The organism is Pseudomonas sp. CFBP13528 (genome assembly GCF_005233615.1).
Taxonomy (GTDB): domain Bacteria; phylum Pseudomonadota; class Gammaproteobacteria; order Pseudomonadales; family Pseudomonadaceae; genus Aquipseudomonas; species Aquipseudomonas fluorescens_AM.
Map to the genome: position 1 here is coordinate 207280 of NZ_QGAJ01000001.1, position 20872 is coordinate 228151.

A 20872-nucleotide genomic window follows, 5' to 3' on the forward strand; every position below is an offset into this window, starting at 1 on the left:
GAAGAGGGGCGGCACTATACCTAGGCGAGCGTGATCCGTCTGCACGGCCTGATTAAAGGTTTCAGCGAAGCGGTGACAGGGGAGGTGGGTAAGCGGTGCGATATTGGATTTTTTATAAGCGTCATGAGCAACCTCAAGGCAAAAAAAAGGGCCTGAAGAACGAGCCTTCAGGCCCTCAAAAGGTGAGAGGTGTCTAGTCCCTCAACCTGGTGAGCGGTGCAACAAACACTTAGGCCTTCAGTGGGACCAAGCGTGGAGCGATCATGTTTTCGGGGCGCAGGATGTCGTCGAGCATGGCGTCGTCGAGCAAGCCTTCTTCACGCACCAGTTCCAGCACGCCGCGACCGCTTTCAAGGGCGATACGCGCAATGCGGGTGGCGTTTTCATAGCCGATGTAGGGGTTCAGCGCGGTGACCAGGCCGATAGAGTGCTCCACCAGCTCGCGGCAGCGCGCTTCGTTGGCGGTGATACCGACGATGCAGTGCTCGCGCAGCATGTCCATGGCGCGTTGCAGCAGGCGGATCGAGTCGAAGATCTTGAAGGCGATCAGCGGCTCCATCACGTTCAGTTGCAGTTGGCCGCCTTCGGCCGCCATGGTCAGCGCCAGGTCGTTGCCGATCACCTGGAAGGCCACCTGGTTGACGGCTTCCGGGATCACCGGGTTGACCTTGCCGGGCATGATCGAGCTGCCCGGCTGGCGTGCCGGCAGGTTGATCTCGTTGATGCCGGTGCGTGGGCCGCTGGACAGCAGGCGCAAGTCGTTGCAGATCTTCGACAGCTTCACGGCGGTACGCTTGAGCATGCCGGAGAACAGCACGAAGGCACCCATGTCGGAGGTGGCTTCGATCAGGTCGGCCGCCGGTACCAGCGGCTGGCCGCTGATGGTGGCCAGGCGCTGTACGGCCAGGGCCTGGTAGCGTGGGTCGGCGTTGATGCCGGTGCCGATGGCGGTGCCGCCCAGGTTCACTTCGGTGAGCAGCTCCGGCGCCAGGGTTTTCAGGCGGGCCAGGTCTTCGCTCAGGGTGGTGGCGAAGGCACGGAATTCCTGGCCGAGGGTCATCGGCACGGCGTCTTGCAGTTGGGTGCGGCCCATTTTCAACACATGCCCGAACTCGACACCTTTGGCGGCAAAGGCCTGGATCAGGCTGTCGAGGCTGGCCAGCAGCGCGTCATGGCCCAGCAGCAGACCCAAGCGGATCGCGGTCGGGTAGGCGTCGTTGGTCGACTGCGCCATGTTCACGTCGTTGTTGGGGTGCAGGTACTGGTATTCGCCCTTCTGGTGGCCCATGGCCTCCAGCGCGATGTTGGCGATCACTTCGTTGGCATTCATGTTGGTTGAAGTGCCGGCGCCGCCTTGAATCATGTCCACCACGAACTCTTCGTGGAAGTCGCCACGGATCAGCCGGGCACAGGCTTCGCTGATGGCAGCGTGCTTGGCTTCGCTGAGCTGACCCAGTTCGCGGTTGGCGTCCGCCGCTGCTTGCTTGACCATTGCCAGGCCGACCACCAATTTCGGGTAATGCGAAATCGGAACGCCCGAGAGGCGGAAGTTGTTCACCGCTCGCAGGGTCTGGATGCCGTAATACGCTTGAGCCGGTACTTCGAGTACGCCAAGCAGGTCTTTTTCTGTACGGAAAGATGCAGCAGAGGACATGACGGAAATCATCTCGATAGGGACCCGGAACTGGCCGGAACGCTGCGAATGCTAGGCTTGTAGAACTTTTTGGGCCAATGCTGTTAAACACTGGCCTATGCACAAACGGCATAATGTGGATGTGACCCGGTTACCATGACGGGCGTGTGTGCCAAAATGGTGCATTCCCGTGGGAGGCAGTGATGAACCTTGAGAGCAAATGGCTGGAAGACTTCAGCGCCCTGGCGGCAACGCGCAGCTTTTCCCAGGCGGCGGAGCGGCGCTTTGTCACCCAGCCGGCGTTCAGTCGACGTATTCGCAGCCTGGAAGCGGCGCTGGGGTTGACCCTGGTCAATCGCACACGCACGCCGGTGGAACTGACGGCGGCGGGGCAATTGTTCCTGGTCACCGCGCGCACGGTGGTCGAACAACTCGGTGAAGTGCTGCGCCATTTGCATCATCTGGAAGGCGGGCAGGGCGAGGTCATGCAGGTGGCGGCGGCTCACTCCCTGGCATTGGGTTTTTTCCCGCGCTGGATCGCCCAGCTGCGCAACGAAGGTTTGAACATCGCCACGCGGCTGGTCGCCACCAACGTGGGTGACGCCGTGCACGCCCTGCGCGAAGGCGGCTGCGACCTGATGCTGGCGTTCTACGACCCGGATGCCGCCATGCAGATGGACGCCGAGATCTTCCCCTCCCTGCACCTGGGCAACACCGAAATGCTCCCGGTGTGCGCCGCCGATGCCGACGGCAAGCCGCTGTTCGATCTTGAAGGCGAGGGCAGTGTGCCGCTGCTTGCCTACAGTGCCGGTGCCTTTCTCGGGCGCTCGGTGAACCTGCTGCTGCGCCAGCGTGCCCTGCGTTTTACCACCATCTATGAAACCGCCATGGCCGACAGCCTCAAAAGCATGGCCCTTGAAGGCTTGGGGATCGCCTGGGTGCCGCAATTGAGCGTGCGGGCGGAACTGGCTCGAGGCGAACTGGTGGTGTGTGGCGGGTCGCAATGGCATGTGCCGCTGGAGATTCGGCTGTATCGCTGTGCGCTGGTGCGCAAGGCCAATGTGCGGTTGTTGTGGCGCAAGCTCGAGAGTGGCATCGCAGTGAGTTCCTCCGCATGAGCGGAGGAAGGCCAGTGATCGAATCGATGGGCGTAAAACGGTAAAAGAGGTGTTGGTATTAATCTTTGCTGGCCAGGTAATTCTTGATATTTTGCCGATTGGCGGGGCTGAACGTGTAAGTGGTGGAACTGCTACTGCGGGGTGCCATATAGGTATACGTCTTGATGTCCTCGTACCAGGTTCCGAATACCCAAGCTTCTAGAAGTTTAAGGCCGCTGGCCCAGCGGCGCTTTAAATGAACTTCAGAGTCGTCATGTCTGGCCCCTAATAAATGACCGATCTCATGGGCGATAACTTCTGGCGAGACCAATGATGCGATGGCGAATGTTCCGCCCTGGGTTTCCCCATGCGTGCTCGCGAGGCCTAAAACCGTATTATTTAATTTGTCGTTGGTGACGAGAACGACTTTGGTCAGATCATTGGTTTCCAGGCCCTCTTGCGTCATGTCGTCGAGAAGTTGAGTGCCGAGAGTTTGCCAGCGTGTTGCCGCGTCCTCAATATCGTCGCCTTTGTATTCCATGTTGCTGTGGGGCTCGCCCTGGGTGAAGACGACATTGATTTTCCGCTCTGCGAAGCTTTCCAGTTCTTTTACGAGTGCGTGAAAAAAATCAGCGTAAATGGTCTTTCGTTTTGCCGGCGTCACGTCATCATGCAGGACGGCGATAATAGTAATGTGTTTGTTAGGTGTGCCTTCGGTTGTCGACGTCATCTTTCAAACCTTTCAAGGAGTTCCAGGTTATTGATAGTGAATCAGCGTCCGGCGAGTTTATTAAATGAAGGTATTGCCCCAGGTGGTAATTAATTCTCGACGGTCATGCGGTTTGGCGAGTGGGCATGAGCGTGGTGTTTTGGCGTGCGCCAGTGACTGACCTGAGAGTCAATAAATCGCTCGGTGGCAACGGATGACAGATGGTCGTGACAGGGGCTGTTTATCTGGATTATTACGGTATACTGCGCGGCCTTCGGCCGGTCCAACCGGCCTGATTTCGTACACCAAGCCACGCCGGATTTCCCGCGTGGCTTGTTGTTTTTTGACGCGCCTGCGGGCGCCCAGAGAGAAGAGGCACGACGATGAGTGCATTGGTTGGCGTGATCATGGGCTCCAAGTCCGATTGGTCCACCCTTAGCCACACCGCCGATATGCTGGAAAAACTCGGCATTCCGTACGAAGTGAAGGTGGTCTCCGCCCACCGCACCCCGGACTTGCTGTTCCAGTATGCCGATGAAGCAGAATCCCGTGGCATCGAGGTGATCATCGCCGGTGCCGGCGGTGCGGCGCATTTGCCAGGCATGTGTGCAGCCAAGACTCACCTGCCCGTGCTGGGTGTACCGGTGCAGTCGTCGATGCTCTCGGGCGTGGATTCGCTGTTGTCCATCGTGCAGATGCCGGCCGGCATCCCGGTGGCGACCCTGGCGATCGGCAAGGCCGGCGCGATCAACGCCGCGTTGCTGTCCGCCAGTATCCTGGGCGCCAAGCACCCGCAGTTCCATGCGGTGCTGAAAAAATTCCGTGCTGAGCAGACAGACAGCGTGCTGGACAATCCAGACCCACGCATCGCCTGAGGGTGTTGATTGATGAAAATCGGTGTAATCGGTGGCGGCCAACTGGGCCGCATGCTGGCTCTGGCGGGAACCCCGCTGGGGATGGATTTCGCTTTTCTGGACCCGGCGCCGGACGCTTGCGCGGCCGCCCTGGGTGAACACCTGCGCGCGGACTACAGCGACCCTGATCACCTGCGCCAACTGGCCGACGAAGTTGACCTGGTGACCTTCGAGTTCGAAAGCGTCCCGGCCGAAACCGTGGCTTTCCTGTCGCAGTTCGTGCCGGTGTACCCGAGCGCTGAAGCCCTGCGCATCGCGCGCGACCGCTGGTTCGAGAAAAGCATGTTCAAGGACCTGGGCATCCCGACCCCGGCCTTCGCCGATATCCAGTCCCAGGCAGACCTGGACGCCGCCGTCGCCAGCATCGGCCTGCCGGCCGTGCTGAAAACCCGCACCCTGGGGTATGACGGCAAGGGCCAGAAAGTGCTGCGCACCGCTGCCGATGTGGCCGGTACCTTCGCCGAACTGGGCAGCGTCGCCTGCCTGCTGGAAGGCTTCGTGCCGTTCACCGGCGAAGTCTCGCTGATCGCAGTGCGCGCCCGTGATGGTGAAACCCGCTTCTATCCGTTGGTGCACAACACCCACGACAGCGGCATTCTCAAGCTGTCCGTGGCCAGTACCGACCACCCGCTGCAGGCCCTGGCCGAAGATTATTCCAGCCGTGTGCTCAAGCAGCTGGATTATGTCGGCGTGATGGCGTTCGAGTTCTTTGAAGTCGATGGCGGTCTCAAGGCCAACGAGATCGCCCCGCGCGTGCACAACTCCGGGCACTGGACCACCGAAGGCGCCGAGTGCAGCCAGTTCGAGAACCACCTGCGGGCGGTGGCGGGCTTGCCGTTGGGCTCCACGGCCAAGGTTGGCGAGAGCGCCATGCTCAACTTCATTGGCGTGGTGCCGCCGGTTGAGCGAGTCATGGCGATCGACGATTGCCATGTGCATCACTACGGCAAGGCCTTCAAGGCAGGGCGCAAGGTGGGTCACGCCAACCTGCGCTGCAAGGACCGCGCGACCCTGCAGGCGCAGATCCTCAAGGTCGAAGCACTGATCGCCGAACAATAAGCTGCGTCGCCGTGGGAACCATTAAGGCTCGGCGTCCCTCTGATTGCAGGATGCCAAAGTCTGACTAGGCTTTGGCATGACTCACACCAATCAGAGGGAAATGCCATGGGTATCATCGGAACCATTTTTATCGGCTTGATCGTCGGCCTGCTGGCGCGTTTCCTCAAGCCTGGCGACGACAGCATGGGCTGGATCATGACCATTCTGCTGGGTATTGCCGGCTCCCTGGCTGCAACCTACGGTGGCCAGGCCCTGGGGATCTACCAGGCCGGTCAAGGCGCGGGCTTTATCGGTGCGCTGGTCGGCGCGATCGTGCTGCTGGTGATCTACGGCCTGATCAAAAGAAAGTAATCAGCCGACAAAGTCCTCTGCGCTGCGCAGGCGCAGAGGGCTAGAATGCTCGCCACTTGTACTTGCCGAGCTTCTCCATGCGCCGTCTTCTGTTGACTCTCCTCTTGCTGGCCCCAGGCCTGGCCCACGCTGGCGAACTGCCGGAAACCGACTGGCTCGAGCTGATGCCGCTGTCGGATCAGAAAGCCCTCGAAGCCATGCCCGAGATCGATCACAACTCGCCCGAAGCCCAAGGCACCTTTACCGACAAGGGCGGCCTGAAACAGAGCAAAGGCTTGCCGGCGGTGATGTATTCCACCAAAACCGTGCCGGCCATGAACGGCAAGCACATCCGTATCGGCGGCTACCCAGTGCCGTTGGAAACCGATGCCAAGGGCCGCAGCACGCTGTTCTTTCTCGTGCCATACCCCGGCGCGTGCATCCATGTGCCGCCACCGCCGCCCAACCAACTGGTGTTGGTGCGCTATCCCAAGGGCTTGAAGCTGGATGATATCTACACGCCGCTGTGGGTCACCGGAACCTTGAAGGTGGAGAAGGTGAATAACGACCTGGCGGATGCGGCGTATGCGCTGGACGCAGGGAAGGTGCGGGTAGTGAAGGAGTCCGATCTCTGAAAGCCAACACATAACAATGTGGGAGGGGGCTTGCTCCCGATTGCGGCATGCCAGTCAAACATGTTCTGACTGAACCACCGCTATCGGGAGCAAGCCCCCTCCCACATTTTGAACTTCGCCTACAGGGCGACAGCGGCGATGCTCACGCCCAGGGTGTGGCTTTCACCGGGCGCCAACGCCACCACATCATCCAGCACATTCGCCGTCTCGACGCATAACATCCCCTGCCAGCCATCGTCGGCCATGTCATCGAAGGCCTTGGCGCGTTCGGTCCACGGGTTCCAGATCACGGTCGATTTCGAACCTTCGCTGGTGAGCTGGATGCGGCGCTGCCAGTCCTTGTCGACGATGCTCAGATGGGCAGGCGTGTCGAGATAGATACGGTCAGTCTCGGCCGTGAAGTGCAGCAGGCCCGATTGCGTCTTCTCGGCCCAGCCATCGGCGGTATCGATATAGGCCGCCCCGTCCAGGCCTTCGACCTGCACCTTGCGCACATCGCTGACGGCGAAGTAGGTGTGCAGTGCCTGGCTGAGGGTCACGGTGTCAGTGCCGCGGTTATGGCTGGTCAGGTGGATATGCAACTGGTCGTCCAGCACCAGGCTCAACGTCAAGTCGACCTGATGAGGCCAGCCAGGAAAGCCGCCTGCCGGTACGGGCAGCGCAAGATCCACCCGCAACGCCTGGCCTTCAAGCTCGGTTGCGGCTAATTCCCACAACGCCGTACGCACAAAACCGTGGGCACCGGCCGGCTGATCGCTCTGGCGCATTGCCTTGACGCTCTGCGGGTTGCGGTCGAACACACCAAACCAGGGCCAGCACACCGGGACGCCGGTACGAATGCCTTTGCCCTGCTTGAACACCGCTTCGGGGTTCGGCCAGATCAGCGGCTGCTCGCCGTCGCGCTGATAACTGAAGATATGCGCGCCCTGTTGGGCCACCCTCAACTCGGCGCCGTTGTGGCGGATGCGCCAGCAGTCCAGCGCGTCGATTTTCACGGTTTCAACGTGGGGCGTCGGCATAACAAAGCTCTCTCAATGGCAGGCAATGGGCAATGGCAGGCAATGGGGCAATTGACCGTGAAAACCCGATGAGGTTTAACGCGCGCGCGACGGAACCGAGCGCGTGCGGCCGCTGCCGTCGATGGCGACGAACACGAATACCGCCTCGGTGACCTTGCGCCATTCGCTGGACAGCGGGTCGTCGCTCCACACTTCGACCATCATCTGGATCGAGCTGCGGCCGATTTCCAGGGCCTGGGTATAGAAGGACAACTGCGCGCCCACCGCGACCGGTACCAGGAATGCCATGCGATCAATGGCCACCGTGGCTACGCGCCCGCCGGCCACCTTGCTGGCCATTGCCGTACCGGCCAGGTCCATCTGCGCGACCAGCCAGCCACCGAAGATATCGCCAAAACCGTTGGTTTCACGCGGCAGCGCAGTGATTTGCAGGGCGAGATCGCCTTGCGGGATAGGATCTTCTTGTTCGAGTTCGATCATGCCGAAGGTGCCTCTGACCCGTGACGCTTCATGGGTATTTCAAGTGGATAGCCGTCTTCTGGAAAAACGTTTCAGCACCAACATACACCGCTCGATGCGTTTCTCGTAAGGCGAACTAAAGGGAAACTCTGCCAAATCGGCTGGATGGCGCCCAACAACGTTTTGGCACAGCAGCCCGTCAAGACTGGGGTTCCTGCGCTTGCACGGGCGAGTATATCGGGACGCTGGCGCGACGACGACCACCTGAGGCTCATTTGGTCGGTTAATAGACGCTGTATCGGGGCTTTTGCGCGCAACTGTTTTCACAGCGCTGTGCTTTTTCAAGCGATTTGCTATCTTGCCAAACCCGCCGCAAGTCACGGGCGTGCAGTCCTTTACGATGATTACTATAAGAGAAGCCTTGCCATGTCCTCCGTGCCCGCAAGCAGCGCGCAACCGTCGCGCCCGCTGACCCGCAACGACTACAAAACCCTGTCGCTGTCTGCCTTGGGCGGGGCGCTGGAGTTCTACGACTTCATCATTTTCGTATTTTTCGCCACCGTGGTCGGGAAACTGTTCTTCCCCGTCGACATGCCCGAATGGCTGCGCATGATGCAGACCTTCGGCATCTTCGCCGCCGGCTACCTCGCCCGCCCGCTGGGCGGCATCATCATGGCGCACTTCGGCGACCTGCTGGGCCGCAAGAAAATGTTCACCCTGAGCATCTTCATGATGGCCGTGCCGACCTTGATCATGGGCCTGTTGCCGACCTACGCGCAGATCGGCTTGTGGGCGCCGCTCCTGTTGCTGCTGATGCGCGTGATCCAGGGTGCGGCGATTGGCGGCGAGGTACCGGGCGCCTGGGTATTTGTCTCCGAACACGTCCCGCCACGCCACATCGGCTACGCCTGCGGTACCCTGACCAGCGGCCTCACCGCCGGTATTCTGCTGGGCTCGTTGGTCGCCACCGCCATTAATACGGTCTATACCCCGGAGCAGGTCTCCGATTACGCCTGGCGGATCCCATTCCTGCTCGGCGGTGTATTCGGCCTGCTGTCGGTGTACCTGCGCCGCTGGCTGCATGAAACACCTATTTTCGCCGAGATGCAGCAACGCAAGACCCTGGCCGCCGAGCTGCCGTTGCGCGCGGTATTGCGCGACCACCGTGGCGCCATCGTGTTGTCGATGCTGCTGACCTGGCTGCTCTCGGCCGGCGTCGTGGTGGTCATCCTCATGACGCCGACCGTGCTGCAGACCGTCTACCACTTCAGCCCCACGGTTGCGTTGCAGGCCAACAGCCTGGCCATCGTGACCCTGAGCCTGGGTTGCATTGCCTCGGGTGCCCTGGCCGATCGTTTTGGTGCCGGTCGTGTACTGGTCACCGGTTGCGCACTGTTGCTGGCCACTTCCTGGACGCTGTACCACAGTCTCATGGCCCACCCGGACTGGCTGTTCCCGCTGTACGCCTTGACTGGCCTGTTTGTCGGCACCATCGGCGTGGTGCCTTACGTGATGGTCAAGGCATTTCCGCCGGTGGTGCGTTTCAGTGGCCTGTCGTTCTCCTACAACGTGGCCTACGCCGTGTTCGGTGGGCTGACGCCGCTGGCGGTGTCGCTGCTGATGAAGGAAAGCCCGATGGGGCCGGCCTACTATGTTGCTGCCTTGTGCTTGATGGGGATGGTGGTGGGTGGGTATCTGTGGAAGCGTTCCCGCTGACACTGCCCTGATCTCCTGTGGCGAGCGAGCAAGCTCCCTCGCCACAGTGAAGGTGTTCATTGACCGTTTTACTTTCCCAAGCCTGCGCTTTCGATAGTGGCCTTTCATCTAACTGTCACATTGCAGACATAGAGTGTTCACACGGCCTCTCGATACTTGGCCCCGATCCAACTATCCCTATCTGCTAGGAGCAAGGCATGAAACTGAAACGTTTGATGGCGGCAATGACGTTTGTCGCTGCTGGCGTCGCGACCGCCAACGCGGTGGCTGCTGGCGTTGACCCGGCGATCCCGGCTTACGTCAAGACCACTGGTGTGTCGGGCAACCTGTCCAGCGTCGGTTCCGATACCCTGGCAAACCTGATGACCCTGTGGGCCGAGGGTTACAAAAAGGAATACCCGAACGTCAACATCCAGATTCAAGCGGCCGGCTCCGCCACCGCGCCACCTGCGCTGACTGAAGGCACCTCCAACCTGGGCCCGATGAGCCGCAAGATGAAGGACACCGAACTGGCGGCCTTCGAGCAGAAGTACGGCTACAAGCCAACCGCTATCCCGGTAGCCGTGGATGCCCTGGCGGTATTTGTGCACAAGGACAACCCGATTCAGCACCTGACCATGGAACAGGTCGACGCGATCTTCTCTTCGACGCGCTTGTGTGGCGCCAAAGCCGACGTGAAAACCTGGGGTGACCTGGGCGTGACCGGCGACCTGGCCAACAAGCCGGTTCAGCTGTTTGGCCGTAACTCGGTGTCCGGCACCTACGGCTACTTCAAGGAAGAAGCCCTGTGCAAAGGCGACTACAAGCCTAACGTGAACGAACAACCTGGTTCGGCTTCGGTCGTACAGTCGATCAGCTCCTCGCTGAACGGCATCGGTTACTCGGGCATCGGCTACAAGACGGCCAGCGTGAAGACCGTGGCCCTGGCCAAGAAAGGCAGCACTGACTTCATCGAAGACAGCGAAGAAAACGCCCTGAACGGCAAATACCCGCTGTCGCGTTTCCTCTACGTTTACGTCAACAAAGCCCCGAACAAGCCTCTGGCTCCGCTGGAAGCTGAGTTCGTGAAACTGGTGCTGTCCAAGCAGGGCCAGGAAGTGGTAGTGAAAGACGGTTACATCCCGCTGCCAGCCAAAGTTGCCGCCAAGGCCCTGGCTGACCTGGGTCTGAAAGAAGGCAACTGATTGCCTCTGCGGGCGCCGGTACGCCGGTTCCCGCATCACTCATTTTCAATCCGCTGCCAGCCCTGCTTCGCGGCGGATTTCCTGCGTCACTGCACTGTCATCTTTCTGTCATACAGGACCGCTAGGGTGTGCGCATGAATGATCTGGCCAATTCCACCATGACGACGACTTCTCCCCCCAAGCGCATTGATTTCAATACGCCTGAGCTGCAACGCAAGCGCCGCATTCGCGCGCTCAAGGATCGTTTCACCCGCTGGTACGTATTGGTCGGCGGCCTCGCCGTGCTGGGTGCCATTACCCTGATTTTCTTCTTTCTCGCCTATGTGGTCGCGCCGCTGTTTCAAGGCGCCTCGCTGACCAAGGAAGACGCGCTGACGCCTGCCTGGATGCAGGACGCCGGCAAGCCATTGCTGATCTCGCTGGAAGAACAGAACCAGGTTGCCATGCGGGTTTCCGACAAGGGCCAGGCGCTGTTCTTTGCAGTCGACACCGGCACCGAGCTCAAGCGCGTTGACCTGCCGCTGCCGGCCGGTACAAGCGTTGCGTCCATCGGCGAAGACCAGCCGGGCAGCCCGCTGGTGATCCTGGGTTTGTCCAACGGCCAGTCCATGGTGTTCCGCCACACTTATAAAGTGTCTTACCCGGACGGCAAGAAAACCATCACGCCGGCAATCGAATACCCTTATGGCGAGACGCCGATCGTGCTGGATGAGGCCGGCCGCCCGTTGGAGCACGTCGCGCTCAATGCCACCGATACTTCCCTGGTGGTGGCAGGCTCGGCCGGTTCGCACTTGAACGTGCTGACCCTGAGCCGCGAAGAAAACATGATGACCGGCGAAGTCACCAGCGAGCAGAAGCGTGTCGAGCTGCCGCAAATGACCGAGCCGGTGAAGGCGATCTTCATCGACCCGCGCCAGCAATGGTTGTATGTGATCAACGGTCGTGCCCTGGCCGACGTGTTCAGCCTGCGCGACAAGAGCCTCAACGGTCGCTACAAGCTGCTTGAAGACGGCACTGCCGACGTCACCGCCAGCACCCAGCTGGTGGGCGGCATCTCGCTGATCGTCGGTAACTCCAAGGGCGGCCTGGCCCAGTGGTTCATGGCCCGCGATCCGGATGGCGAGCAGCGCCTCAAGCAAATCCGTACCTTCCAGATGGGCACTGCGCCCATCGTGGAAATCACCGCCGAAGAGCGTCGTAAAGGTTTCACTGCCCTCGACGCCTCCGGTCAGTTCGGCGTGTTCCACAGCACCGCGCACCGCACCTTGCTGGTCGATCCAGTGGTCGACGGCCCAGGCGTGTTCGGTTTGTCGCCACGGGCCAACCACGTGATCGTCGAGGCCGGTGGCAAGCTGCAACCGTTGCTGCTCGACAACCCGCACCCGGAAGTGTCCTGGAGCGCGCTGTGGAGCAAGGTCTGGTACGAGAACTACGACGAGCCTAAATACGTCTGGCAGTCGACCGCCGCCAACACCGACTTCGAGCCCAAGATGAGCCTGGCGCCGCTGACCTTCGGTACGTTGAAAGCCGCGTTCTACGCGATGCTGCTCGCCGCGCCGCTGGCCGTAGCCGCCGCGATCTACACCGCTTACTTCATGGCCCCGAGCCTGCGCCGCAAGGTCAAGCCGGTGATCGAGTTGATGGAAGCGATGCCCACGGTGATCCTCGGCTTCTTCGCCGGCCTGTTCCTGGCGCCTTATGTGGAAGGGCATCTGCCGGGGATTTTCAGCCTGCTGATGCTGTTGCCGATTGGCATCCTGGTGGCCGGCTTTGTATTCAGCCGGTTGCCTGAGTCGATCCGCCTGCGGGTGCCGGATGGCTGGGAAAGCGCGATCCTGATCCCGGTGATCCTGTTCGTGGGCTGGCTCTCGCTGTACATGAGCCCGTACCTGGAAACCTGGTTCTTCGGCGGCGACATGCGCATGTGGATTTCCCATGACCTGGGCATCACCTACGACCAGCGCAACGCCCTGGTGGTCGGCCTGGCCATGGGGTTCGCGGTGATCCCGAACATCTACTCCATCGCCGAAGACGCCGTGTTCAGCGTGCCGCGTGGCCTGACCCTGGGCTCCCTGGCCCTCGGCGCCACGCCCTGGCAGACCATGACCCGCGTAGTGATCCTGACCGCCAGCCCGGGCATTTTCTCGGCATTGATGATCGGCATGGGCCGCGCCGTCGGCGAGACCATGATCGTGCTGATGGCCACCGGTAACACGCCGGTGATGGAGATGAACCTGTTCGAAGGCCTGCGCACCCTGGCGGCCAACGTCGCGGTGGAAATGCCCGAGTCGGAAGTGGGCGGCAGTCACTACCGCGTGCTGTTCCTCTCGGCGCTGGTGTTGCTGCTGTTCACCTTCATCATGAATACCCTCGCCGAGCTGATCCGTCAGCGTCTGCGCAAGAAATACTCGTCGCTTTAAGAAAGGTAGAAGTCTGTGAAACAGAACTCCCTGAATGGATGGTTCAAGAGCGGCGCCCCCGGCGTCTGGATCAGCGGTGGCGCGGTGTCCATCGCGGTCATCATGACCATTGGTTTGCTGGCGGTGATTGCGGTGCGCGGTCTGGGCCATTTCTGGCCGGCCGACCTGATCCAGGCCAACTACAGCGTGCCGGGCCAGGCCAACCATATCGTCATCGGCGAAGTGGTGCAGAAGGAAGAAGTCCCACGCGAGCGCCTGAAAAGCGCTGGCCTGCCGGTGCCCGATGAGGGCCCGGAGTTCATGACTCGCGAGCTGATCAAGGTCGGCAACCGCGACTTGAACGGCAATGACTTCACCTGGATCGTCGGCGAATGGTTGAAGGACCAGACCACGCCGGTGCAGTTGATGACCATCGAGCGGCGTGAATGGGGCAACTTCTACGGCACCCTGGTCAACGTCAAGCAGGATGGCAAGATCATCGCCGAAGGCGAGGCCGCGTGGCCGGAGTTGCAAGCCCGTGTGGACCGCGTCAACACGCTCGCCGCCCAGCTCAAGAGCCTGGAAAAAACCGATATCGGTGCGATCAATGCCGGGCTGGAGCGCGTCCGCCTGCACGGTCGCAAGCTGGAGCTGGAAGGCAAGCTCGACGCCGCCGCCCAGGCCGACATGGACGCCGACCGCGCCGAACTGAACGCCCGCTACCAGGACATCGAAGCGCGCCTGGCCGACCTGCACGCCCAGTTCAACCGCGACGCGCTGACGGCCCGGGACGGCAACGGCAAGGAAATCGAAATCGGTATCGGCAAAGTGGTACACGCCTACCAGCCGAACGCCATGGGCACCCTGACCAAGATCGGCTTCTACTTCAGCAAGGTCTGGGAGTTTCTGAGCGACGATCCACGGGAAGCCAACACCGAAGGCGGGATCTTCCCGGCGATCTTCGGTACCGTGATGATGACCCTGATCATGGCGATGATCGTCACGCCATTCGGCGTACTGGCGGCGGTGTACCTGCGTGAGTACGCCAAGCAGAACACCCTGACGCGGATTATCCGCATCGCGGTCAACAACCTGGCGGGCGTACCGGCCATCGTCTACGGCGTGTTTGGCCTGGGCTTTTTCGTGTATGTGCTGGGTGGCTCGGTGGACCGGCTGTTCTTCGCCGAAGCCCTGCCGGCGCCGACCTTCGGCACGCCGGGCCTGCTCTGGGCCTCGCTGACCCTGGCGCTGCTGGCGGTGCCGGTGGTGATCGTGGCCACCGAAGAAGGCCTGGCGCGGATTCCTCGCACCGTGCGTGAAGGTTCCCTGGCGCTCGGCGCGACCAAGGCGGAAACGCTGTGGAAGATCGTGCTGCCGATGGCCAGCCCGGCGATGATGACCGGCATGATCCTCGCCGTGGCCCGGGCCGCCGGTGAAGTGGCGCCGCTGATGCTGGTCGGCGTGGTGAAGCTGGCCCCGTCGCTGCCGTTGGACGGTAACTACCCGTACCTGCACCTTGACCAGAAGATCATGCACCTGGGTTTCCATATCTATGACGTCGGCTTCCAGAGCCCCAACGTCGAAGCGGCGCGGCCGCTGGTCTACGCCACCGCCCTGCTGCTGGTGCTGGTGATCGCCACGCTCAACCTGTCGGCGGTGTGGATTCGTAACCACCTGCGCGAGAAGTACAAGGCGTTGGACAGTTGACAGCTAAAGCTAAGTCACAAGCGGCAAGCCTCAAGCTACAAGCCGCTTTTGCTCAAATCTTGCAGCTTGCAGCTAAAAGCTTGCAGCTACGAACGGAGTGAGACCATGCAACACGAAACCCATTCCCACGGCATCAACATGTCTGCCCTGGGACGCGACAAGCAAAGCCTGAGCCTGGCCCAGGAAACCGTGGCCATCGAAGTGCCGGGCCTGAGCCTCTACTACGGCGACAAGCAGGCGCTGTTCGACGTCAGCATGAACATCCCCAAGCAGCGCGTGACTGCCTTCATCGGCCCGTCCGGCTGCGGCAAGTCCACGTTGCTGCGCACCTTCAACCGCATGAACGACCTGGTCGACGGTTGCCGCGTGGAAGGCGCCATCAACCTCTACGGCACCAACATCTACCGCAAGGGCGAAGACGTGGCCGAGCTGCGCCGCCGCGTGGGCATGGTGTTCCAGAAGCCCAACCCGTTCCCCAAGACCATCTATGAAAACGTGGTTTATGGCCTGCGCATCCAGGGCATCAACAAAAAACGCATTCTCGATGAAGCGGTTGAATGGGCACTCAAGGGCGCAGCGCTGTGGGACGAGGTCAAAGACCGCCTGCACGAGTCGGCCCTCGGTTTGTCCGGTGGCCAGCAACAGCGTCTGGTCATTGCCCGCACCATCGCCGTGGAACCTGAAGTGCTGCTGCTCGACGAACCGTGCTCGGCCCTCGACCCGATTTCGACGCTCAAGGTTGAAGAGCTGATCTACGAGCTCAAGTCCAAGTTCACCATCGTCATCGTGACCCACAACATGCAGCAAGCCGCGCGGGTGTCCGACTACACCGCGTTCATGTACATGGGCAAGCTGGTGGAGTTCGGCGACACCGATACCCTGTTCACCAATCCGGCGAAAAAACAGACCGAAGACTATATTACGGGGCGGTATGGTTAGCCCCGGCTGCAAGCCGCAAGTTTGAAGCGGCAAGTAAAAGCAGTTTGATTAACGACACACATCAGCTTGCAGCTTGTAGCTTGCGGCTTACAGCTTTTGCGGAGCAAAACCATGATTTCAAAGGAAGGCCTTACCCACCACATCTCCGCGCAGTTCAACGCCGAGCTTGAGGAAGTGCGCAGCCACCTCCTGGCGATGGGCGGGCTGGTGGAGAAGCAAGTCAACGATGCGGTCACCGCGCTGATCGAGGCCGACTCGGGCCTGGCCCAGCAAGTGCGTGAGATCGATGACCAGATCAACCAGATGGAACGCAACATCGACGAAGAATGCCTGCGCATCCTGGCCCGTCGCCAGCCCGCGGCTTCCGACCTGCGTTTGATCATCAGCATCTCCAAATCGGTGATCGACCTCGAGCGTATCGGCGACGAAGCCACCAAGATCGCCCGCCGCGCCATCCAGCTGTGCGAAGAAGGCGAAGCGCCGCGTGGTTACGTGGAAGTGCGGCATATCGGCGACCAGGTGCGCAACATGGTGCGCGATGCCCTTGACGCGTTTGCGCGGTTCGATGCGGACCTGGCGCTGTCGGTGGCCCAGTACGACAAGGTCATCGATCGCGAATACAAGACTGCCTTGCGTGAGCTGGCCACCTACATGATGGAAGACCCGCGCTCTATCTCGCGCGTCTTGAGCATCATCTGGGTGCTGCGCTCGCTGGAACGCATCGGCGACCACGCGCGCAATATCTCGGAATTGGTGATTTATCTGGTACGCGGCACCGACGTTCGGCACATGGGCCTCAAACGCATGAAAGCCGAAGTTGAAGGCAACGCTGATCTTATCCCTAATGTTCCGGGCGAATCTGACGATAAGTAAGGTTGCCCGAGAAATTAACGCCCGGCCATTGGTCGGGCGTTTTCGTTTGTGGCGAGCGGAATTTATTGCGGACGGGGCGTAATAAGTCCTAACGTGACTGCAGAGTTTTGGCAAACTGCCATCAGTCAGGCGTACTGCCAGCCAAGGTTTTATAGGATGAAGGGTCGATGAGTAAAGTCAGTGTGTTGGTGGTGGATGACGCCTCGTTTATTCGCGACCTGGTGAAGAAGTGCCTGCGCAACTACTTCCCGGGGATCAAGATCGAAGATGCGGTGAACGGCAAGAAGGCGCAATCCATTCTGATGCGCGAGACCTTCGACCTGGTGCTGTGCGACTGGGAAATGCCGGAGATGTCCGGGCTTGAGCTGTTGACCTGGTGCCGCGAGCAAGCCCATCTGAAGGCCATGCCGTTCGTGATGGTGACCAGCCGGGGTGACAAGGAAAACGTGGTGCAGGCCATTCAGGCCGGCGTGTCCGGTTACGTCAGCAAGCCGTTCACCAATGAGCAGTTGTTGAACAAGGTCAAGCAGGCCCTGCACAAGATCGGCCGCCTCGACGCGTTGATTGCCAGCGCGCCGACCAAGATGAACTCGGCCTTCGGCAACGACTCCCTGAGCGCGCTGACCGGTGGCAAGCCCGAAGCTGTCAAACCGGCGCCGGTGTCGGTGGCGGCAGCCCCGAGCAGAGGCCTGCTCAATAGCGCGCCTGTCGCCGCCGCCCCGACCGCTTCGCCTGCAGGCGGCCGTGGCCAGGGCCAGTTGCGGCTGTCCAGCGGAACGCAGCAGTGCGTGATCAAGGCGCTGAGCATCAAGGAGGCGTTGTTGGTGGTGCGTCGCGGTGAGGTCCTGCCCCAGGTACTGGAAAGCGCCGTGCTCGACCTCGAACAGGGCGAGAACGCTGAAGTGGCACGCCTCAACGGCTACCTGCACGCCATCGTTGCCTACGAGCCCAGGCCCGACAGTGACTGGCTGCAACTGACCTTCCGGTTTATCGACCAGGATGCGCAGAAGCTGGACTACATCTCCCGGCTGATCGCACGTGGTACCGCGCAGAAGCATTTTGTGCCGGGTGCGTAATTCAAAGGATGACCACTCACCAATGTGGGAGGGGGCTTGCCCCCGATTGCGGTCTATCAGTTAAAAATATGCTGACTGAACCACCGCTATCGGGGGCAAGCCCCCTCCCACATTGGGTAGTCAATCCAGCATCAACACCTTGGCCAGCACGATCTTCGGTCCTTTCATCTTCTTGATGATGATCCGCAAGCCCTCAACCTCCAGCACTTCTTCCTCTTCAGGCACCCGTTTCAAGGTGTCGTAGATCAGGCCGGCCAGGGTTTCGGCTTCGATGTGGTCCAGGTCGATGCCGAGCAGGCGTTCTACCTTGAACAGCGGGGTGTCGCCACGCACCAGCAGCTTGCCCGGCTGGTAGGCGAGGATGCCGCGTTCGGCCTTGCGGTGTTCGTCCTGGATATCGCCCACCAGCACTTCCAGCACGTCTTCCATGGTCAGGTAGCCAATGATCTTGCCGTCGGCTTCTTCCACCAGGGCGAAGTGCGCGCCGCCTTTGCGGAACTGCTCCAGCAACTGCGACAACGGCATGTGCCGCGACACGCGCTCCAGCGGGCGGGTCAGTTCGGCCAGGTTGAACGACTCGGGGATATGGTCCAGGGCCGCCAATTCAAGCAGCAGGTCCTTGATGTGCAGCAGGCCCACGAACTCGTTGCGCACGGCGTCATACACCGGGTAACGGCTGAATTTGTGGCGACGGAACAGCGCCAGGATTTCCTTGAGTGGGGCGTTGAAATCCAGGGTGACCAGGTCCTCCCGGGAGTTGGCCCAGTCCACCACTTCCAGTTCGCCCATTTCCACGGCGGAGGCGAGTACGCGCATGCCTTGGTCGCTCGGGTCCTGGCCACGGCTGGAGTGCAGGATCAGCTTGAGCTCTTCGCGGCTGTAATGGTGCTCGTGATGCGGGCCGGGCTCGCCCTGGCCGGCGATGCGCAGGATGGCGTTGGCGCTGGCGTTGAGCAGGTAGATCGCCGGGTACATGGCCCAGTAGAACAGGTACAGCGGCACGGCGGTCCACAGCGACAGCAATTCGGGTTTGCGGATGGCCCAGGATTTGGGGGCCAGCTCGCCGACCACAATGTGCAGGTAGGAAATCACGAAGAAGGCGGCAAAGAACGAAACGCCCTTGATCACCTCCGGCGACTCCACGCCTGCGGCGCCCAGCAAAGGCTCGAGGATGTGCGCAAAAGCCGGTTCGCCGACCCAGCCCAGGCCCAGGGAGGCGAGGGTGATACCCAGCTGGCAGGCCGACAGGTAGGCGTCGAGCTGGCTGTGCACGGTGCGCAGGATCTGCCCGCGCCAGCCGTTGGTGTGGGCGATGGCCTCGACCCGGGTCGAGCGCAGTTTGACCATGGCAAATTCCGCCGCAACGAAGAAGCCGTTGAGCAGTACCAGGACCAGTGCAAAAAGAATCATGCCGAAATCGGCGAAAAGTGTCGCGAGGGTGATACCAGGGGAAGGGTCCATGATGGGGTTTTGCAGGTTCCGTCTGTTCAATAGGGGGAAGGCTGGCCTGAAAGGCAGGCGCAAGTCGGCCAATGTAGCGGCTGATGGGGCGCTTGCCTAGTGGTTGCTGCCGGGCGGGGCCTGGAATGCATTCCCCAGATTCATGCACAACCACTGTGGGAGGGGGCTTGTCCCCGATAGCAGGGTGTCAGTCAGCACATCTGGTACTGATACACCGCTATCGGGAGCAAGCCCCCTCCCACAGTGGGTGTTGTGCTGTGTTTGAGTTATTCGTCATTTCCGACGAGCCGCGAACGGGTCACCTGCGTTGTCGGAAAGTGGCAGGTAAATGTACTGCCATGCCCCAGCACGCTGCTGATCTCCAGGCGTGCCCGATGGCGCAGCAGCACATGCTTGACGATCGCCAGGCCCAGCCCGGTGCCGCCGGTATTGGAGTTGCGGCTGGAATCGACGCGGTAGAAGCGCTCGGTCAGGCGTGGCAGATGCTTGGCGTCGATACCGATGCCGGAGTCCTGCACGCTCAGGTGCGCCCCCTGTTCGTCGGCCCACCAGCGGATGCGGATATTGCCCTTGTCCTGGGTGTACTTCACCGCGTTGAACACCAAGTTGGAGAACGCACTGCGCAGCTCGCCCTCGCTGCCCTTGAGCAGCACCGTCGGGTCGGCTTCCAGAGTGATCTGCTGGCCGCGTTCGCCGGAGAGCGCCTGGGCGTCGTTCTTGATGGTTTGCAGCAGGCTTTGCACCGCCACTGGGTGGTTATCGGAGGGGTAATCGGTGGCCTCAAGCTTGGCCAGCAGCAGCAAGTCATTAAGCAGGGTCTGCATGCGTGAGCCTTGCTGCTGCATCTGCTGCAGGGCGCGGCTCCAGCGCGGGTTGATCTCGTCGACATTGTCCAGCAGCGTCTCCAGGTAGCCGCAGATCACCGTCAACGGCGTGCGCAGCTCGTGGGAAACGTTGGCAACGAAGTCCTTGCGCATCTGTTCCAACTGATGGATGCGGGTCACGTCGCGCACCAGCATCAAGTGCTCGTTGTTGCCGTAGCGCGTCAGGTACAGCTGGATACGCATGCGATCATTGGTGGGCGAGGGGATTTCCAGGGCTTCTTCGTAGTTGTCCTGCTCGAAGTATTCCTTGAAGCGCGGGTGGCGTACCAGGTTGGTCACCGGCTGGCCGCTGTCCTGGGGGGTCTTGAGGCCCAGCAGGGTCTCGGCGGCGCGGTTCCACCATTCCAGGTTGCCGTCGCTGTCGAGCATGATCACCGCGTCCTTGAGCGCGGCGGTGGATTCCTGTACCCGATCGATCACCGCCTGCAGGCGCCCGCGCACCCGTTGGTCGCGGCGCTGCAAGTGGTAAATGCTGTCGAACACTTCACCCCACAGGCCGTAGCCATCGGGGGGAGCTTCGTCGGGTTTGTGCTGGCGCAGCCATTCATGCAGGCGCAGCAGTTGCTTGAGGGTCCAGCCCAGGTACAGCGCGATGCCGATGGCCAGGCTCCAGCCGTAATAGCCACTGATCAGCCCGACCAGCAGGCAACCGGTGACCAGCAGGAGCATGTGGCGAATCAGGGTGCCATGCCAGTTTTGGTTCATGGAGCGTCCTTCGGAGCAGCTTCAAGTTTCAAGCTGCAAGCTTCAAGTCAGAGCGAGGCGGCTTTTCTCTTGC

18 protein-coding genes are annotated in these 20872 nt (G+C 61.1%); 12 read left to right on the forward strand and 6 right to left on the reverse strand.

Going from position 1 to position 20872, the window contains the following annotated elements:
• Nucleotides 1–229 precede the first annotated feature (229 nt).
• Nucleotides 230–1654, reverse strand: coding sequence for an aspartate ammonia-lyase (gene aspA / locus PspCFBP13528_RS00975; RefSeq protein ID WP_032884466.1), 1425 nt, complete (start codon nt 1652–1654; stop codon nt 230–232).
• Between the two features lie 182 nt (nt 1655–1836).
• Here aspA and PspCFBP13528_RS00980 point away from each other — a divergent pair, with 182 nt between their 5' ends.
• Nucleotides 1837–2751: a LysR substrate-binding domain-containing protein gene (locus PspCFBP13528_RS00980; RefSeq protein WP_065953284.1), complete on the forward strand. Its 915-nt coding sequence runs from the start codon at nt 1837–1839 to the stop codon at nt 2749–2751.
• A 58-nt stretch (nt 2752–2809) separates the two neighbouring features.
• Here the strand turns inward: PspCFBP13528_RS00980 and PspCFBP13528_RS00985 are convergent, their stop codons facing one another.
• Nucleotides 2810–3460, reverse strand: coding sequence for a reprolysin-like metallopeptidase (locus PspCFBP13528_RS00985; RefSeq protein ID WP_101218707.1), 651 nt, complete (start codon nt 3458–3460; stop codon nt 2810–2812).
• A gap of 362 nt (nt 3461–3822) precedes the next feature.
• On the opposite strand from PspCFBP13528_RS00985, the gene purE reads away from it, so the two are divergent.
• From purE to PspCFBP13528_RS01005, 4 genes are all read left to right on the forward strand, one after another.
• A complete protein-coding gene (purE, locus tag PspCFBP13528_RS00990; protein WP_003195648.1) occupies nt 3823–4314 on the forward strand; it encodes a 5-(carboxyamino)imidazole ribonucleotide mutase in 492 nt (163 codons plus the stop codon).
• A 12-nt stretch (nt 4315–4326) separates the two neighbouring features.
• A complete protein-coding gene (locus PspCFBP13528_RS00995) occupies nt 4327–5412 on the forward strand; it encodes a 5-(carboxyamino)imidazole ribonucleotide synthase (RefSeq protein ID WP_065953282.1) in 1086 nt (361 codons plus the stop codon).
• A gap of 105 nt (nt 5413–5517) precedes the next feature.
• Nucleotides 5518–5763 carry a GlsB/YeaQ/YmgE family stress response membrane protein gene (locus PspCFBP13528_RS01000; protein ID WP_057006311.1) on the forward strand — a complete coding sequence of 82 codons (246 nt, stop codon included), beginning with the start codon at nt 5518–5520 and terminating at the stop codon, nt 5761–5763.
• Nucleotides 5764–5840: 77 nt separating this feature from the next.
• Nucleotides 5841–6377: a DUF3299 domain-containing protein gene (locus tag PspCFBP13528_RS01005; protein ID WP_065953281.1), complete on the forward strand. Its 537-nt coding sequence runs from the start codon at nt 5841–5843 to the stop codon at nt 6375–6377.
• A gap of 119 nt (nt 6378–6496) precedes the next feature.
• Here the strand turns inward: PspCFBP13528_RS01005 and PspCFBP13528_RS01010 are convergent, their stop codons facing one another.
• Both PspCFBP13528_RS01010 and PspCFBP13528_RS01015 read right to left on the reverse strand, forming a co-directional pair.
• Nucleotides 6497–7396: a D-hexose-6-phosphate mutarotase gene (locus PspCFBP13528_RS01010; RefSeq protein WP_065953280.1), complete on the reverse strand. Its 900-nt coding sequence runs from the start codon at nt 7394–7396 to the stop codon at nt 6497–6499.
• A gap of 75 nt (nt 7397–7471) precedes the next feature.
• Nucleotides 7472–7876 carry an acyl-CoA thioesterase gene (locus tag PspCFBP13528_RS01015; protein ID WP_003176975.1) on the reverse strand — a complete coding sequence of 135 codons (405 nt, stop codon included), beginning with the start codon at nt 7874–7876 and terminating at the stop codon, nt 7472–7474.
• A 405-nt stretch (nt 7877–8281) separates the two neighbouring features.
• Between PspCFBP13528_RS01015 and PspCFBP13528_RS01020 the strand changes: the two genes are divergently transcribed.
• The 7 genes from PspCFBP13528_RS01020 to PspCFBP13528_RS01050 all read left to right on the forward strand — a co-directional run bounded on the left by PspCFBP13528_RS01020 (nt 8282) and on the right by PspCFBP13528_RS01050 (nt 17749).
• Nucleotides 8282–9571, forward strand: a complete 1290-nt coding sequence (locus PspCFBP13528_RS01020; RefSeq protein WP_065953279.1) for an MFS transporter — start codon at nt 8282–8284, stop codon at nt 9569–9571.
• Nucleotides 9572–9768: 197 nt separating this feature from the next.
• Nucleotides 9769–10755: a phosphate ABC transporter substrate-binding protein PstS gene (locus PspCFBP13528_RS01025; protein ID WP_017135798.1), complete on the forward strand. Its 987-nt coding sequence runs from the start codon at nt 9769–9771 to the stop codon at nt 10753–10755.
• A gap of 386 nt (nt 10756–11141) precedes the next feature.
• Entirely contained in the window at nt 11142–13175 is a 2034-nt protein-coding gene (locus PspCFBP13528_RS01030; protein ID WP_175413321.1) for an ABC transporter permease subunit, read from the forward strand.
• Nucleotides 13176–13190: 15 nt separating this feature from the next.
• Nucleotides 13191–14861 carry a phosphate ABC transporter permease PstA gene (pstA, locus tag PspCFBP13528_RS01035; protein WP_065953277.1) on the forward strand — a complete coding sequence of 557 codons (1671 nt, stop codon included), beginning with the start codon at nt 13191–13193 and terminating at the stop codon, nt 14859–14861.
• Between the two features lie 105 nt (nt 14862–14966).
• The gene (gene pstB / locus PspCFBP13528_RS01040) at nt 14967–15800 is read left to right on the forward strand and encodes a phosphate ABC transporter ATP-binding protein PstB (RefSeq protein ID WP_065883786.1); all 834 of its coding nucleotides are present in this window, start codon (nt 14967–14969) and stop codon (nt 15798–15800) included.
• A gap of 111 nt (nt 15801–15911) precedes the next feature.
• Entirely contained in the window at nt 15912–16673 is a 762-nt protein-coding gene (gene phoU / locus PspCFBP13528_RS01045) for a phosphate signaling complex protein PhoU (protein ID WP_065953276.1), read from the forward strand.
• 167 nt (nt 16674–16840) lie between these two features.
• Nucleotides 16841–17749 carry a response regulator gene (locus PspCFBP13528_RS01050; RefSeq protein ID WP_065953275.1) on the forward strand — a complete coding sequence of 303 codons (909 nt, stop codon included), beginning with the start codon at nt 16841–16843 and terminating at the stop codon, nt 17747–17749.
• Between the two features lie 120 nt (nt 17750–17869).
• Here PspCFBP13528_RS01050 and PspCFBP13528_RS01055 read toward each other — a convergent pair whose 3' ends face one another.
• Together PspCFBP13528_RS01055 and phoR are read right to left on the reverse strand one after the other, a co-directional pair.
• A complete protein-coding gene (locus PspCFBP13528_RS01055) occupies nt 17870–19210 on the reverse strand; it encodes a hemolysin family protein (protein WP_057726098.1) in 1341 nt (446 codons plus the stop codon).
• A gap of 266 nt (nt 19211–19476) precedes the next feature.
• Nucleotides 19477–20799: a phosphate regulon sensor histidine kinase PhoR gene (gene phoR, locus PspCFBP13528_RS01060; protein WP_065953274.1), complete on the reverse strand. Its 1323-nt coding sequence runs from the start codon at nt 20797–20799 to the stop codon at nt 19477–19479.
• Between the last annotated feature and the right edge of the window lie 73 nt (nt 20800–20872).

Bases quoted from the DNA above. Each gene is read 5' to 3' on its own strand.
- aspA (WP_032884466.1), bottom strand. From the start codon at position 1,654: ATGTCCTCTGCTGCATCTTTCCGTACAGAAAAAGACCTGCTTGGCGTA.
- PspCFBP13528_RS00980 (WP_065953284.1), top strand. From the start codon at position 1,837: ATGAACCTTGAGAGCAAATGGCTGGAAGACTTCAGCGCCCTGGCGGCA.
- PspCFBP13528_RS00985 (WP_101218707.1), bottom strand. From the start codon at position 3,460: ATGACGTCGACAACCGAAGGCACACCTAACAAACACATTACTATTATC.
- purE (WP_003195648.1), top strand. From the start codon at position 3,823: ATGAGTGCATTGGTTGGCGTGATCATGGGCTCCAAGTCCGATTGGTCC.
- PspCFBP13528_RS00995 (WP_065953282.1), top strand. From the start codon at position 4,327: ATGAAAATCGGTGTAATCGGTGGCGGCCAACTGGGCCGCATGCTGGCT.
- PspCFBP13528_RS01000 (WP_057006311.1), top strand. From the start codon at position 5,518: ATGGGTATCATCGGAACCATTTTTATCGGCTTGATCGTCGGCCTGCTG.
- PspCFBP13528_RS01005 (WP_065953281.1), top strand. From the start codon at position 5,841: ATGCGCCGTCTTCTGTTGACTCTCCTCTTGCTGGCCCCAGGCCTGGCC.
- PspCFBP13528_RS01010 (WP_065953280.1), bottom strand. From the start codon at position 7,396: ATGCCGACGCCCCACGTTGAAACCGTGAAAATCGACGCGCTGGACTGC.
- PspCFBP13528_RS01015 (WP_003176975.1), bottom strand. From the start codon at position 7,876: ATGATCGAACTCGAACAAGAAGATCCTATCCCGCAAGGCGATCTCGCC.
- PspCFBP13528_RS01020 (WP_065953279.1), top strand. From the start codon at position 8,282: ATGTCCTCCGTGCCCGCAAGCAGCGCGCAACCGTCGCGCCCGCTGACC.
- PspCFBP13528_RS01025 (WP_017135798.1), top strand. From the start codon at position 9,769: ATGAAACTGAAACGTTTGATGGCGGCAATGACGTTTGTCGCTGCTGGC.
- PspCFBP13528_RS01030 (WP_175413321.1), top strand. From the start codon at position 11,142: ATGCAGGACGCCGGCAAGCCATTGCTGATCTCGCTGGAAGAACAGAAC.
- pstB (WP_065883786.1), top strand. From the start codon at position 14,967: ATGCAACACGAAACCCATTCCCACGGCATCAACATGTCTGCCCTGGGA.
- phoU (WP_065953276.1), top strand. From the start codon at position 15,912: ATGATTTCAAAGGAAGGCCTTACCCACCACATCTCCGCGCAGTTCAAC.
- PspCFBP13528_RS01050 (WP_065953275.1), top strand. From the start codon at position 16,841: ATGAGTAAAGTCAGTGTGTTGGTGGTGGATGACGCCTCGTTTATTCGC.
- PspCFBP13528_RS01055 (WP_057726098.1), bottom strand. From the start codon at position 19,210: ATGGACCCTTCCCCTGGTATCACCCTCGCGACACTTTTCGCCGATTTC.
- phoR (WP_065953274.1), bottom strand. From the start codon at position 20,799: ATGAACCAAAACTGGCATGGCACCCTGATTCGCCACATGCTCCTGCTG.